General features: G+C 73.9%; 9 protein-coding genes. 6 read left to right on the top strand and 3 right to left on the bottom strand.

All coding sequences use genetic code 11. The features are described 5' to 3' along the window. Nucleotides 1-3,379, bottom strand: a 3,379-nt coding sequence (locus VIW71_RS23780; protein WP_331624605.1) for a glycosyltransferase, incomplete at its 3' end; no start/stop codon positions are given. 155 nt (nucleotides 3,380-3,534) lie between these two features. Beyond that, nucleotides 3,535-3,798, bottom strand: coding sequence for a WhiB family transcriptional regulator (locus VIW71_RS23775; protein WP_031519519.1), 264 nt, complete (start codon nucleotides 3,796-3,798; stop codon nucleotides 3,535-3,537). A 571-nt stretch (nucleotides 3,799-4,369) separates the two neighbouring features. On the opposite strand from VIW71_RS23775, the gene VIW71_RS23770 reads away from it, so the two are divergent. The 3 genes from VIW71_RS23770 to VIW71_RS23760 are packed head-to-tail and all read left to right on the top strand — an operon-like array spanning nucleotide 4,370 to nucleotide 7,301. After that, on the top strand, nucleotides 4,370-4,975 hold the full coding sequence (locus VIW71_RS23770; protein WP_331624603.1) for a cysteine dioxygenase: 606 nt from the start codon (nucleotides 4,370-4,372) through the stop codon (nucleotides 4,973-4,975). Nucleotides 4,976-5,013: 38 nt separating this feature from the next. Continuing rightward, nucleotides 5,014-5,970, top strand: coding sequence for a 2-phospho-L-lactate transferase (gene cofD / locus VIW71_RS23765; protein ID WP_331624602.1), 957 nt, complete (start codon nucleotides 5,014-5,016; stop codon nucleotides 5,968-5,970). Then, nucleotides 5,967-7,301 carry a coenzyme F420-0:L-glutamate ligase gene (locus VIW71_RS23760; RefSeq protein ID WP_331624601.1) on the top strand — a complete coding sequence of 445 codons (1,335 nt, stop codon included), beginning with the start codon at nucleotides 5,967-5,969 and terminating at the stop codon, nucleotides 7,299-7,301. Before cofD ends, VIW71_RS23760 begins: the two co-directional genes overlap by 4 nt. Before the next feature lie 203 nt (nucleotides 7,302-7,504). Here the strand turns inward: VIW71_RS23760 and VIW71_RS23755 are convergent, their stop codons facing one another. Further along, entirely contained in the window at nucleotides 7,505-8,356 is an 852-nt protein-coding gene (locus VIW71_RS23755) for a DNA-3-methyladenine glycosylase family protein (RefSeq protein WP_331624608.1), read from the bottom strand. Nucleotides 8,357-8,613: 257 nt separating this feature from the next. Between VIW71_RS23755 and VIW71_RS23750 the strand changes: the two genes are divergently transcribed. The 3 genes from VIW71_RS23750 to VIW71_RS23740 all read left to right on the top strand — a co-directional run bounded on the left by VIW71_RS23750 (nucleotide 8,614) and on the right by VIW71_RS23740 (nucleotide 12,734). After that, nucleotides 8,614-9,369, top strand: a complete 756-nt coding sequence (locus VIW71_RS23750) for a TIGR03089 family protein (protein WP_331624600.1) — start codon at nucleotides 8,614-8,616, stop codon at nucleotides 9,367-9,369. A 220-nt stretch (nucleotides 9,370-9,589) separates the two neighbouring features. Then, nucleotides 9,590-10,774, top strand: coding sequence for an LCP family protein (locus VIW71_RS23745; RefSeq protein ID WP_331624606.1), 1,185 nt, complete (start codon nucleotides 9,590-9,592; stop codon nucleotides 10,772-10,774). A 163-nt stretch (nucleotides 10,775-10,937) separates the two neighbouring features. After that, nucleotides 10,938-12,734 (top strand): LCP family protein, encoded by a 1,797-nt coding sequence (locus tag VIW71_RS23740; protein ID WP_331624599.1) that lies wholly within the window; start codon nucleotides 10,938-10,940, stop codon nucleotides 12,732-12,734. The last annotated feature ends 143 nt before the right edge of the window (nucleotides 12,735-12,877 follow it).

The raw sequence follows: 12,877 nt of genomic DNA, 5'->3' as shown, positions 1-12,877 counted from the left end.
CCTCGTCCGGGGCCGCCGCGGAGGCCGCGGCCACCGCTCCTTCCCCCTCGGCTTCTCGTGCCGCTTCCGCTGCCTCGGCCTCGGCCGCGGCCTGGAGCCGCCGGGCCCGGCGGCCCTCGCCCGGGCCGGCCGCCGCCTGGGCGGGCAGTTCGGCCGCGCCCTCCGCGTCCGGCAGGTCGTCGTCGATCTCGCGGCGGCGGCCCGGCAGCGCGAGCACGACCACCACGAGCAGCAGGAAGCCCTGGACGACCAGCCAGCCGAGGTGGGTGACCGGCGTCTCGAAGGTGACGTCCAGGCGCCCGCCGGAGGCCGGGAGCTGGAAGCCCTGGGCCCAGCCGTCCACGGTGACCGGGGTGAGCGCGGACCCGTCGAGCGTCGCGTGCCAGCCGGCGGCGGACGAGTCGGCGAGCCGCAGCACGCGCCCCTCGGGTCCGGCCGGGACGGTGGTGTGCGCCTCGACCCGCCCGGACGCCACCGGCACCGGTCGCGCGCCCTTGGCGGTGATGGTCATCCGGGAGACCGGCATGTCGACCCGCCACAGTTCGCTGCCGTCTGCCTGGCTGACCCGGGACAGGCCGGGAGTACTGTCCAGCACCCGGCCGAAGGAGCGTGGCACGCCCCGCTGGGCGAGGACGTACCGGACCGCGTATCCGGCCAGCCGGCTGCCCTGGTCGGCGCCGGAGCCCGCGACGAGGTTGGCGACCACCGTGTCCAGGTCGCTGTCGCGGCCCGCCTCCGCGGCCAGTTCCGCGTCGCCGAGGCGCACGCCGGCGCCACGTACCAGGGCGTACGAGACGCGGCCCGGGGCGCCGCCGATGACCAGGGTGCGGGGCTGGTCGCCGGTGGTGGCCTCCTCGGCGACGAACGCGGGGACCTGCCCCGGGTCGCGGCGCTCGAGCGGTCCGTCGGCGCCGTCGGCGACCCAGGTGAAGGCGGCGAGCAGCGGGGCGGCCGCGGCGGCGAACGCGACGAGTCCGGCGACGGGCTGCCGCCAGCCGAAACCGCTGGCGGCGATCCGTTCGTTGGCGCCGTCCGCACCGATCACGGCGGCGGCCAGCAGCGCGAGACCGTAGACCAGGGTGGCCGGACCCGCCCAGTCGTCGCCGTTGACGACGGCGGCGAAGAGCAGTCCGACGCCCGCCACCGCCCATGCGGTGATGACGGCCGTGCGGCGGGTGTCGCGCAGCAGGGCGGCGAGCGCGGCCAGGACCAGGCCGATGAGCAGCAGGCCGCCGGACGCCTTGGGGCCGCCGGGGCTGAGCAGCAGCAGGTCGAGGCCGGACGCGCTCGTGGTGTCGTACGGCAGTCCGGCCTCGTGCAGCAGCCGACCCGGGTGGCCGAGCAGCGTCAGCGACCAGGGGGCGAGCAGCACCATCGGTGTGACGATCAGCGCGGCGAACCGCAGCAGGTGCGGCACGAGCAGGTGCTGTTGGCCGCGTGCCAGCCGCCAGCCCACCGTCGCGGCGGCGAGCACCAGGGCGATCGGCCAGGTCACCGGGGTGAAGGCGGTGGTGAAGGTGAGCAGCAGGGCCAGCGCCCAGGTGGCGCGCCAGCCGGGCCGGGCGCCGCGTTCGATCGCGGAGTCGCCGAGCTGCAGGCCCGCCATGGCGACGGCGGCACGGGCCATCAGCGGCAGCAGGATGGCCAGCACCGCGGTGCCCAGGCGGCCGGAGGCGAGCGCCCCGGTGGCGGCGGGCAGGAAGGCGTAGGCGACCGCCGCCCAGGCGCGCAGCAGGCGGGACTCCACCAGCGGGCGGGAGGCGAAGTAGGCGGCGATGCCGGCCAGCGGCACCGACGCGACCAGGAAAAGGGTGAGGGTCAGGCCGGTGGAGCCGAACAGCACGGTCGCGAAGAGCGCGAGGACGGCGGTGTACGGGGGTGCGGCCTGGGTACCGCCGGTGCCGAGCGCGTGCCAGGCGCCCGCGTACGTACCCCACAGGTCGGAGGCGCCCGGCTCGGCGGGCAGCAGCGCGCCACCGGACAGCGTGCCGCCGCCGAGCAGCGAACGGCAGGCGGCGAGCGAGAAGACGAGCAGCACGGCGAAGAGCACCGGGCCGGGTTTGCGGGCGATCCGCTTCAGGCGGGCGAACTGCTCGATCTCCAGGAACTCGCCGTCCTCGTCGCCCGGCCCGGACTCGACGCCGCCGCCGTGGCGTCCGGCGGCGGCGACGGAGGCGTCGGCGCGGCCTGCGATGTTGCTGACGACCTGGTCGACGGTGGCTCGCAGGGTGGCGCCGGGCGGCGGGAACAGCGGGCGCAGTTCGGCGGGCGCCACAGTGCCGCGACCGCGGTTGCGGCGGGCGGCGAACAGCCGTCCGGGGCGCAGCAGCACGCCGAGCAGGCCGACGATCTCGTCCACCGCCTGGCCCGGCACCTTGCCGACCAGGTAGGCCAGGGTGCGCAGCAGCGTGCCGACGACGAGCCGCACGGCCACGTAGGGGAGCAGGGGTCCGCGGGTGTTGGCGAGCAGGGTGTAAACCGCGCCGGCCTTGTCCACGCGGTGCGGGTTGACGGCGGAGCGGCCCGCGCAGTCCACCGGGCGGCGTTCACGGGAGGCGGCCTCGGCGTGCCGCAGTACGGCGTCGGGCGCGACCAGGACGGTGTGGCCGGCGGCCTGGGCCCGCCAGCAGAAGTCGACGTCGTCGCGCATCAGGGGCAGCCGGCGGTCGAACCCGCCCAGCTCCTCCCAGACGTCGCGGCGCACCAGCATGCCGGCCGAGGAGACCGACAGCACCGGGCGTACCTGGTCGTGCTGGCCCTGGTCCTGCTCGCGGCGTTCCAGACCGGTCCAACGGCGGCCGCTGCGAGCGATGCTGACGCCCACTTCGAGGAGCTGCCTGCGGTCGTACCAGCTCCGCAGCTTGGGGCCGACGATCCCGGCGGACGGGGAGGAGTCGGCGACGCGCAGCAGGGCGGCCAGGGCGCCGGGGTCGGGTTCGCAGTCGTCGTGCAGCAGCCACAGCCACTGGACGGGTTCGCCGTACGGCATCTCGGGCCCGTCATGGTCGTCGTCGTTCCAGGTCCGGCTGACCGGGTCCCAGCCGCTGCGGCGCTGGAGGTACGGCAACTGCTCGGCGGTGAGCGGGACGGCGGCGCGGACCGCCTCGTCCACGGCGGCACCGAAGCCGGTACGGCGGGCGAGGTGCAGCACCCGCTGGTCGCCGAGGGATTCGGCGAGCAGGCGGGCTGAGTCGTCGGCGCTGCCGGTGTCGGCGGCGATGACGTCCTGGACCGGGCGTTCCTGGGCGAGCAGCCCCGCGAGGGCTTGCCGCAGCCAGCGCGCACCGTCGTGCGCGACCAGCACGGCGGTGACGACATGGCGCGGGAACTCAGGGGTGCCGGCCGCCTGGGCGGCCGGTGCTGGGCTGTTCACGGACATCGAGGTTCGGGCCCCGGTTCGCTGGACTGCGGTGAACGCTCGCTCCCGCCCGCTGGCGGGGGCTGCGTCTCGGACGGCCCCCCACACTAACGGCTTACGTGGGGGGCGCCGTCCGGGTGTGCGGGTCGGTCCAGGCCGGGAAGGTGCCGCGGGGCTCAGACAACGCCCTTCTTCAGACGGCGGCGCTCCCGTTCGGACAGGCCGCCCCAGATACCGAAGCGTTCGTCGTTGGCGAGCGCGTACTCCAGGCAGTCGGAGCGGACTTCGCAGGCGAGGCAGACTTTCTTCGCCTCGCGCGTGGACCCGCCCTTTTCAGGGAAGAACGACTCGGGGTCGGTCTGCGCACACAGCGCGCGCTCCTGCCAGCCGAGTTCCTCGTCGGCCTCTTCGGCCAGCAGCAACTGGAACTGCTCGGTCATGCGCGCCCCTCGTCCGTCGTGCTTTCCCCGTGAAGTGGCCGTCACCGTGTGCGGCGGAACGACACGAGTGAAATTACAAGTGCGCCGATCCGGGGCAGTCAAGCCGAGATCTGCTATTGGACCGGTTATTCACTCCGCTGAACCAAAGGGTGACAGAAAGTGTTGAAATCCGGCTGGAAATTCACACCGGTCAGCCGCGGTCCGGTCGTTCCACCGCCCACATATCGTCAGACGCCGCAGCGACGCGCCGCGTTCCCGGATCTCCACCGTTGCCGCAGCAACTATCCGTACACACGCGCACACAAACCTTTCAGCGGAGAACCTTGCCGGATCAGGTGACACTTGTGCGACATACCGGACATCAAGTTGACAGGCAGCCGTCCGGAAAGGTCTCCTTGTCGGCATGCCCGCTGAGCACCACGCGCCCGTCCGGACTCGCCGCCGCGAGTCCTGCCGCGTCGCGCTCGCGCAGAGCTGTTGTTGTTCCTGTTGTTGCCGCTGAGCCCCGCCCGGGTCCGAGCACGGTCCTGGCACCGCCCGCTTCCGCGCACCACTGAGGAACACACCCTTCATGTACTCCGACGTCTCGATCGCCGGTGACCCGCTCGCGCTGCCCCACCTGCTCCCCCCGGTCCCGCAACACCCCAGTACCGTCGCGGAGTTCGCCGGCCTGGCCCGCTCCATCGCCGCCGACCGTGAGCGCTGGGCGCCGCTGGTGCGGTACGACGCCACCACCCGCTGGTACGCCCGGCTGCTGACCGGCCCCGGCTACGAGGTGTGGCTGCTGAGCTGGCTGCCCGGCCAGAGCAGCGGCCTGCACGACCACGGCGGCTCCTGCGGCGTGCTCACCGTGCTGGACGGCGCGCTGCGCGAACGCGCCCTGCCCGCCCGGGGTGAGTCCGCCCGCACGCTGGCCACCGGCGCGCAGCGGGCCTTCGCCCCCGGCTATCTGCACGAGGTGGTCAACGACTCCCTCGAACCCGCGGTCAGCCTGCACGTCTACTTCCCGGGACTGACCGAGATGACGCCGTACGCCGGCCCGCCCGCCGGGCAGCCGCGCACCGCGGCGGCTCCCGGAGCCTGTGCCGACCCGGCGGTCGCCGTGCCCGCCGCGGTCGCCGTACGCCCTGCGAACCCCGCGGTCCACGGGCCGTCCCTGGCCCCGACCAGCAAGTAACCCTCCGGCCCGGCACGGCGGGCTGACAGACTGGGCCCATGCGAATCGTGGTTCTGGCCGGAGGTATCGGAGGGGCGCGCTTCCTGCGCGGCCTCAAGGAAGCGGCGCCGGGGGCGGAGATCACCGTCGTCGGCAACACCGGAGACGACATCCATCTGTTCGGGCTGAAGGTCTGCCCCGATCTCGACACCGTGATGTACACCCTCGGCGGCGGCATCCACGAGGAGCAGGGCTGGGGCCGGGCCGGCGAGACCTTCGCGGTGAAGGGGGAACTGGCCGCGTACGGCGTCGGACCCGACTGGTTCGGTCTGGGCGACCGCGACTTCGCCACCCACATCGTGCGGACCCAGATGCTCGGCGCCGGCTACCCGCTGAGCGCCGTCACCGAAGCGCTGTGCGCCCGCTGGAGGCCGGGGGTGCGCCTGCTGCCGATGACCGACGACCGGGTCGAGACCCACGTCCTGGTCGAACTCGACGGCGAACGCAAGGCCGTGCACTTCCAGGAGTACTGGGTACGGCTGCGCGCCGCGGTGCCCGCGCACGCGGTGGTGCCGGTCGGCGCGGACGGCGCCAAGCCCGCGCCCGGCGTGCTGGAGGCGATCGCCGCCGCCGACGTCATCGTCTTCCCCCCGTCCAACCCGGTGGTCAGCGTCGGCACGATCCTGGCCGTGCCCGGCATCCGGGAGGCCATCGCCGAGGCCGGCGTGCCGGTGGTCGGCCTCTCCCCGATCATCGGGGACGCGCCCGTGCGCGGCATGGCGGACAAGGTGCTCGCCGCGGTCGGCGTCGAGTCCACGGCCGCGGCCGTCGCCACGCACTACGGTTCCGGGCTGCTCGACGGCTGGCTGGTGGACACCGTGGACGCCGGCGCGGTCGCCGAGGTCGAGGCGGCCGGCATCCGCTGCCGGGCGGTCCCGCTGCTGATGGAGAGCGTCCCGGCCACCGCGCGGATGGCCCGCGAGGCGCTGGCACTGGCCGAGGAGGTGCGGGCATGAGCGAGGCGCCGCGTTACGAGGTCTTCGGCATACCCGGGATCGGCGAGGTGCAGCCGGGCGCGGACATCGCCAAACTGATCGCCGCCACCGGGGTCCGGCTCGCGGACGGGGACGTGCTGCTGGTCACCTCCAAGATCGTCAGCAAGGCTGAGGGCCGGCTGATGCGGGCCGACGACCGCGAGGCAGCGATCGACGCGGAGGCGGTACGGCTGGTCGCGCGCCGCGGGCCGACCCGGATCGTGGAGACCCGGCACGGATTCGTGATGGCCGCGGCCGGCGTCGACGCCTCCAACACCGCCGCCGGCACGGTCCTGTTGCTGCCCGAGGACCCGGACGCCTCGGCCCGCCGCATCCGGGACGGGCTGCACGAGGATCTCGGGGTGCGGGTCGGGGTCGTGGTCACCGACACCTTCGGCCGGCCGTGGCGCGAAGGGCTCACCGATGTGGCGATCGGCGCGGCCGGCGTACGGGTGCTGGCGGACCTGCGCGGCGGGCAGGACAGCCACGGCAATCCGCTGAACTCCACGGTGACGGCCACCGCGGACGAACTGGCCGCCGCCGGCGACCTGGTGAAGGGCAAGGCGACAGGGCTGCCGGTCGCGGTCGTACGGGGGCTGGGCTCGGTGGTCCTTCCACCGGAGTCCGCCGGGGACGCCGGGGACCCTGAGCAGGATCTCGGCGCCCGGCCGCTGGTACGGATCGCGCCCGACGACATGTTCCGGCTCGGCACGTCGGAGGCGGTACGGGAGGCGGTGGCGCTGCGGCGCACGGTGCGGGAGTTCACGGACGAACCGGTGGACCCGGCGGCCGTGCGGCGCGCCGTCGCCCTCGCGGTCACCGCCCCCGCCCCGCACCACACCACTCCGTGGCGGTTCGTCCTGCTGGAGTCCGCGGACACGCGGGAACGGCTGCTCGACGCGATGCGGGACGCGTGGGAGGCGGATCTGCGGCGGGACGGCTTCTCCGAGGAGAGCATCACGAAGCGGCTGCGGCGCGGTGATGTGCTGCGCCGGGCGCCGTATCTGGTGGTGCCGTGCCTGGTCGCGGACGGCGCTCACGCGTACCCGGATGCGCGGCGGTCGGCGGCCGAGCGGGAGATGTTCGTGGTCGCGACGGGCGCGGGCGTACAGAACTTCCTGGTCGCGCTGGCGGGCGAGCAGTTGGGGTCGGCGTGGGTGTCGTCCACGATGTTCTGCCGCGAGGTCGTGCGCGAAGTGCTGGGGCTTCCGTCGGACTGGGACCCCATGGGTGCGGTGGCCGTCGGGCGGCCGGCCGAACTCCCTCCCGCTCGCGCGGGTCGCGACGCTTCCGCGTTCCTGGTCGTCCGCTGACGGCCCCTCCGCTTTCCGCGGGGTGCGGGGACTCCGTGCGGAGTGCTGCCCACCGGGTGTCCCCCACCGGTGTTTCCGACCGGGCGTCCCCCACCGGGTGTTTCCCGCCGGCACCACCCGTGCGGGGCGGTGGGCGCGTGACGCTTCACGCCTGGGTTCCCCGCCGTCGGCGGCTGCGGGCCGTGCTGCTACTGGGTGCGCCCTCAGGCGTGGCGGCTCGGGGGGTTGGGGGCCAGGCGGGGCGCGCGGCGGGGCGGGGCGGGGGTGGCGAGGCAGATGAGGCGGGTGGCCCGGTGGCGCTGGCCGCTGTACGGCTCCAGGAGGCGGAGCATCGTCTCGTCGTCGGAGCGGCGGGCGCCGGTCAGGGCGTAGCCGATGTGATGGGGGAGGTGGAGGTCCCCGACGGTGACGGCGTCCGGCGCTCCGTGGCTGCGCTGGAGGGTTTCCGCGGCTGTCCAGGGACCGATGCCCGGTACGGTCTGGAGGCGGCGGGCGGCCTCGGCCGGGTCCAGCGCGGCCAGGGATTCGATCCGCGGGCCGAGACGGACGGCGCGCATGACGGTGGACGCCCGCTTGTCGTCCACCCCGGCGCAGTGCCAGTCCCACGAGGGCACCCGCGCCCAGCCCCGCGCGTCGGGCATGACGCGCATCCGCTCCGCGGGCCCCGGCGCCGGCTCCCCGTGCTGCAGGATCAGCAGCTTCCACGCCCGGTACGCCTCCGTCGTCGTGACCTTCTGCTCCAGGATCGACGGGATCAGCGCCTCCAGGACGAGCCCGGTGCGGGCCAGCCGCAGCCCGGGGTTGCGCCGGTGCGCCGCGTACACCGCCTTGTGCCGCGGCACGAACGCGGCCGGGTCGTCGTACGCCCCGAGCAGTGCCGGCATCGCGTCGAGCAGCCACTGTGCCCCCGGCCCCCACGCGTGCCCCACCAGCGCGGCCGGGCTGCCGGTGATCCGCAGCGTGCCGGGCCCCGCGGGCGTCCGGCTGGCCCGCCAGACAGCGCCGTCGGGTGTGATGCGGAACGCCGGATCGCCACCGCCGCGCCGCAGCGGCATCAGGGTGAGCCGCACGTCCAGCGGCCCCGCGGGCACCCACGTGCGAGACAGCGCCGACGGCGTACCGCCGACACGGCTCGCGGGAATGGGACGCACCCGCCGAGCGTACCGGGCGGCACGGAGAACCGGTCCGCCGAGAGCCGGATCACACCCGCCCCGAATGCGGGCGCCCGGACGAGGGCGCCCGGGGAGCAGTCACGTCCGCGTGCTCACCACCGCCCACGCCCCGGCCGATCATGGCGAGTAGCCTGGCCCCCGTGACCTCCAGCGCCCAGACTCCCGCCGGACTGCTCGCCGACGCGCTGCGCGGCGACCCGGGCCGCCCGCTGATCACCTTCTACGACGACGCGACCGGGGAACGCGTCGAGTTGTCGGTGGCCACCTTCGGCAACTGGGTGGCGAAGACCGCGAATCTGCTGCAAGGGGATCTCGGGGCGGAGCCCGGGGACCGGCTGGCGTTGCTGCTGCCCGCGCACTGGCAGACGGCGGTGTGGGTACTGGCCGGGTTCTCGGCCGGGGTGGTCGTGATGCCCGGCGGTGATCCGGCGGACGCGGAGCTGGTGGTGAGCGGTCCCGACACGCTGGAGGCGGCGCGGGCGTGCCGGGGCGAGCGGGTGGCGCTGGCGCTGCGGCCCCTCGGGGGGCGGTTCCCGCAGCCGCCGGCCGGGTTCGCCGACTACGCGGTGGAGGTGCCGAGCCAGGGCGACCGCTTCGTACCGTATACACCGGTGGCCCCGGACGCGCCCGTGCTGCGGCTGCCGGGCGAGGACGAGGCGCTGACGGCCGCCGGTGTCGCGGACCGGGCGCGGGAGTCCGCCGCCGCGCTGGGGCTGACAACCGGGTCCCGGCTGCTGTCCGGGCCGGCCTTCGACACCTGGGACGGGCTGGCCGCGGGCCTGCTCGCGCCCCTCGCCGCGGACGCGTCCGTAGTGCTGTGCCGTCACCTCGACCGGCTGCCGGCCGACGATCTCGCCAAGCGCGAGGCCGCCGAGCGCGTAACACACACGGTCTGAACGCCGATCCCCAACTCCCAAACGTAACAAGCCGGTTGGCCCGCTCAGGCAACCGGAAACCCCGTTCGACAGTCTGAACGAGTGCCGGACGGGCACTCGGCCCGGTCCCCCGGCCACCGACCGAGGGGCGGGCAGCGACGTGACCACGCCGGCAGAGCCTGAGCGGGGTGACTCCACCCCCGGCGATCCCGTCTCCGCCGCCGGCCCGGCCACCCCCGGGATGTCCACGGCGCCCGGGACCACCGGCACCGCCGCGAGTCCCCGGCGCCGCTTCCGCTGGCTGCGTGTCCTGGCCGCCGTCACCGCGTTGCTCGTGCTCGCTCTCGCGGGCGGCACCTGGTACCTGTACCAGCGGCTCAACGGCAACATCACGACCGACACGGTGACCGAGAACCAGCTCAGGGTGCACGAGTCGGAGCGCCCGACGCAGGGCCCGACCAGCGCCGAGAACATCCTGCTGATCGGCTCGGACAACCGCGGCGACGGCAACGAGCAGTACGGCCCCGACAGCGGCACCCAGCGCTCGGACACCACGATCCTGCTGCACCTGGCGGCCGACCGCGCCGGCGTCACCGCGGTCAGCATCCCCCGCGACCTGATGGCCCGTGTGCCGGGCTGCCGGCGTCCGGACGGCACGACGGCGCCGGCCCGGTTCGAGCAGTTCAACTGGGCGTTCCAGCGCGGCGGCGCGGCCTGCGCGATCCGCACCGTGGAGAACATGACCGGCGTCCGGATCGACCATCACCTGATCGTGGACTTCATCGGCTTCAAGAACATCGTGGACGCGGTCGGCGGCGTGGAGGTCTGCCTGCCCGCACCGGTGCGCGACCGCAAGGCGCGGCTGAACCTGCCCGCGGGCCGGCAGAAGCTGGGCGGCGAGCAGGCACTCGGTTACGTACGCGCCCGCTACAGCATCGGCGACGGCAGCGACACCCAGCGGATCGACCGTCAGCAGGACTTCCTCGCCTCGCTGGTGAAAAAAGTGCGCAGCGACGGTGTCCTGCTCAACCCGGTCAAGCTCTACCCGATGCTCTCCGCGGCCACCGACGCGCTGACCGCCGACCCGGGCCTGGACTCGCTGAACGAGCTGTACGGTCTCACGCGCAGCCTCCAGGCCGTCCCGGCCGGCGCGGTGCGGTTCCTGACCGTGCCGCAGGAGCCGTACGACCTGGACCGCAACCGCGACCAGCTCCTCCAGCCCGCGGCCGGCGAGCTGTTCGCGGCACTGCGCGACGACGTACCGGTGAACGTGTCGGGACAGAAGGCGACGTGGCACGGGAGTACGCCCACGGTCAGGCCGCCGGGTGCGTCCACCGGTACGACCTCCCCCACCGGTACGCCGACGACCTCCCCCACCTACCGCGGGACGACCGCCGACCGCGACATCTGCGGCGGAGCTCGGTGACAGGGCCGGTGAAAGGCCGGTGAGGAGTCCCCGGCCGGCGGCCGGGAGGGGAGGGTTTGTCCGCTTGTGGGGGCCCGGGATTTGTCACGGGAGCGTATCGGCGCTGAACTGTGCAACGAGCGCGAACGCTCCGGCCGATCCCGGATGGAGGACCCGAGGGACCGTGGACACGCAAGGCGGTAGGAACATCGACCCGGCGGACCAGTGGGTGCTCGACCCGGCCACCGGCACCTACCAGTTGCGGCTGGACCCGGACCCGGTGCCGTCACCGGGCGTGCCGCGGCAGACCGGCCGCCGTGAACCCGCCGAGCCCGGTGAGGCCGCGCCGGCGCGTGTCCCCGGCAGCCGTACGCAGGCCCGCGCGGCGGGCAGCCGCACCGAGGCCCGGGCCGGCCGGACCACCGGGACCCGGGTGCCCGGCAGCCGTACCGAAGCCCGTTCGCACGGCCGGCGCGCGGCCCGCCCGGCGCCCCCCGCCGGCCTGTCCGGCCCCCCGCCCAGCCGCCGCAAGGCCAAGCCGGACAGGTCCCGCAGGAAGAAGGTGCTGGCGTGGACCGCGGGCGCCGTGGGCTTCGTGCTGGTCACCACCGTCATCGGCGGTTACCTCGTCTACCAGCATTTCAACAACAACATCACCACCGTGGACGTCGGCGACGCGGGCAGCAAGGGCGTCACCCACCAGGGCCCGATGAACATCCTGGTGATCGGCACCGACAGCCGGCAGGGCCTCGGCAACGCGTACGGCGACGCCGGCAGCGTCGGCCACGCGGACACCACGATCCTCTTCCACGTCTCGGCCGACCGCAGCAACGCCACCGCGCTGAGCATCCCGAGGGACGTCGTCACCGGCATACCGGCCTGCCCCACCAAGCAGAAGGACGGCACCACCAAGGTCGTCCCGGCCTCGCCGGCGCACGCGACGTACCCGAAGTTCAACGAGAGCCTGGGCCAGGACGGGCGCGACCCGGGCTGCACGATGCGCCTGGTCAAGCAGCTCACCGGCGTCCAGGTCGACCACTTCATGATGGTCGACTTCGAGGCGGTGAAGACCCTCTCGACGGCGGTCGGCGGCGTCGACGTATGCCTCAAGCGCCCACTGGTGGACCCCAAGTCGCACCTCAACCTGACCGCGGGACCCCACAGGATCCAGGGCGAGCAGGCTCTGGAGTTCGTACGGACCCGGCACGCGCTGCAGAACCAGAGCGATCTGGACCGGATCAAGCTCCAGCAGAACTTCCTCAGCGCGATGATCCGCAAGATGAAGTCCGGTGACACGCTCACCGACCCCGGCAAACTGTGGAAGCTCGGCAACGCGGCCACCAAGGCGCTCACCGTCGACACCGCGATCGGCAGTGTCAGCAAGCTGACCGACCTGGCCAAGGACCTCAGCAAGGTGGACACCAAGCACATCACGTTCACCACGCTGCCGGTGGTCGACAACCCGAACGAGAAGGTGCACGCCACCGTCGTCGTCGACGAGACCAGGGCGCCGCAACTGCTGTCGATGATCAGGCACGACGTCTCGCTCACCCAGCTGAAGAAGGCCCCCGCCAGGCCCGATCCCAAACTGGCCGGCCCCAGGGCGACCCCGCACGAGACGCGGGTGGAGGTCTTCAACGGCAGCGGCGTGTTCGGCGCCGCGCAGGACACGGTGAGCTGGCTGCAGAACGTCAAGGGCGTCGACCGCTCGACCAACGGCGGCAACGCGCCCGCCCGGGCGGCGAGGACGACCCTGACGTACGCGCCCAACCAGGCCGACCAGGCCCGCTCGCTGGCCGCGATGATGGGCCTGCCCGCCGCCGCGCTCAAGCCCGGCACGGTGGACGCCGCCCCCCGGGCCGACATGACGCTCGTGCTCGGCGCGGACTTCACCAAGCCGGGGGCCCCGATCGGCACTCCCACGGCGGTGCCCGACGGCGTACAGCGGACGGAGGCCGACAACACGGCCTGCGCGGGATGACGGGGGCGCGAACCCTGCGGGTGGCGTAAGTCCTGTCAAGTCAACGCCACGCATTGCAACTCTGTGCGGCCGGAAACCGTCTGACAGATGGACGACAGGGACAGGCCCGATCAGGGGAGGGGTTCGCGTGCGCGACGGGACGG

Origin of the sequence: Streptomyces sp., from assembly GCF_036524955.1 — a bacterium.
Classification (GTDB): domain Bacteria; phylum Actinomycetota; class Actinomycetes; order Streptomycetales; family Streptomycetaceae; genus Actinacidiphila.
The sequence above is the reverse complement of the archived record's forward strand: the minus strand, read 5'-3'. Positions and strand labels throughout refer to the sequence as shown.

Coding starts and splice junctions, on each gene's coding strand:
- VIW71_RS23775 (WP_031519519.1), bottom strand. CDS start 3,798: ATGACCGAGCAGTTCCAGTTGCTGCTGGCCGAAGAGGCCGACGAGGAA.
- VIW71_RS23770 (WP_331624603.1), top strand. CDS start 4,370: ATGTACTCCGACGTCTCGATCGCCGGTGACCCGCTCGCGCTGCCCCAC.
- cofD (WP_331624602.1), top strand. CDS start 5,014: ATGCGAATCGTGGTTCTGGCCGGAGGTATCGGAGGGGCGCGCTTCCTG.
- VIW71_RS23760 (WP_331624601.1), top strand. CDS start 5,967: ATGAGCGAGGCGCCGCGTTACGAGGTCTTCGGCATACCCGGGATCGGC.
- VIW71_RS23755 (WP_331624608.1), bottom strand. CDS start 8,356: ATGCCGCTGCGGCGCGGCGGTGGCGATCCGGCGTTCCGCATCACACCC.
- VIW71_RS23745 (WP_331624606.1), top strand. CDS start 9,590: ATGTCCACGGCGCCCGGGACCACCGGCACCGCCGCGAGTCCCCGGCGC.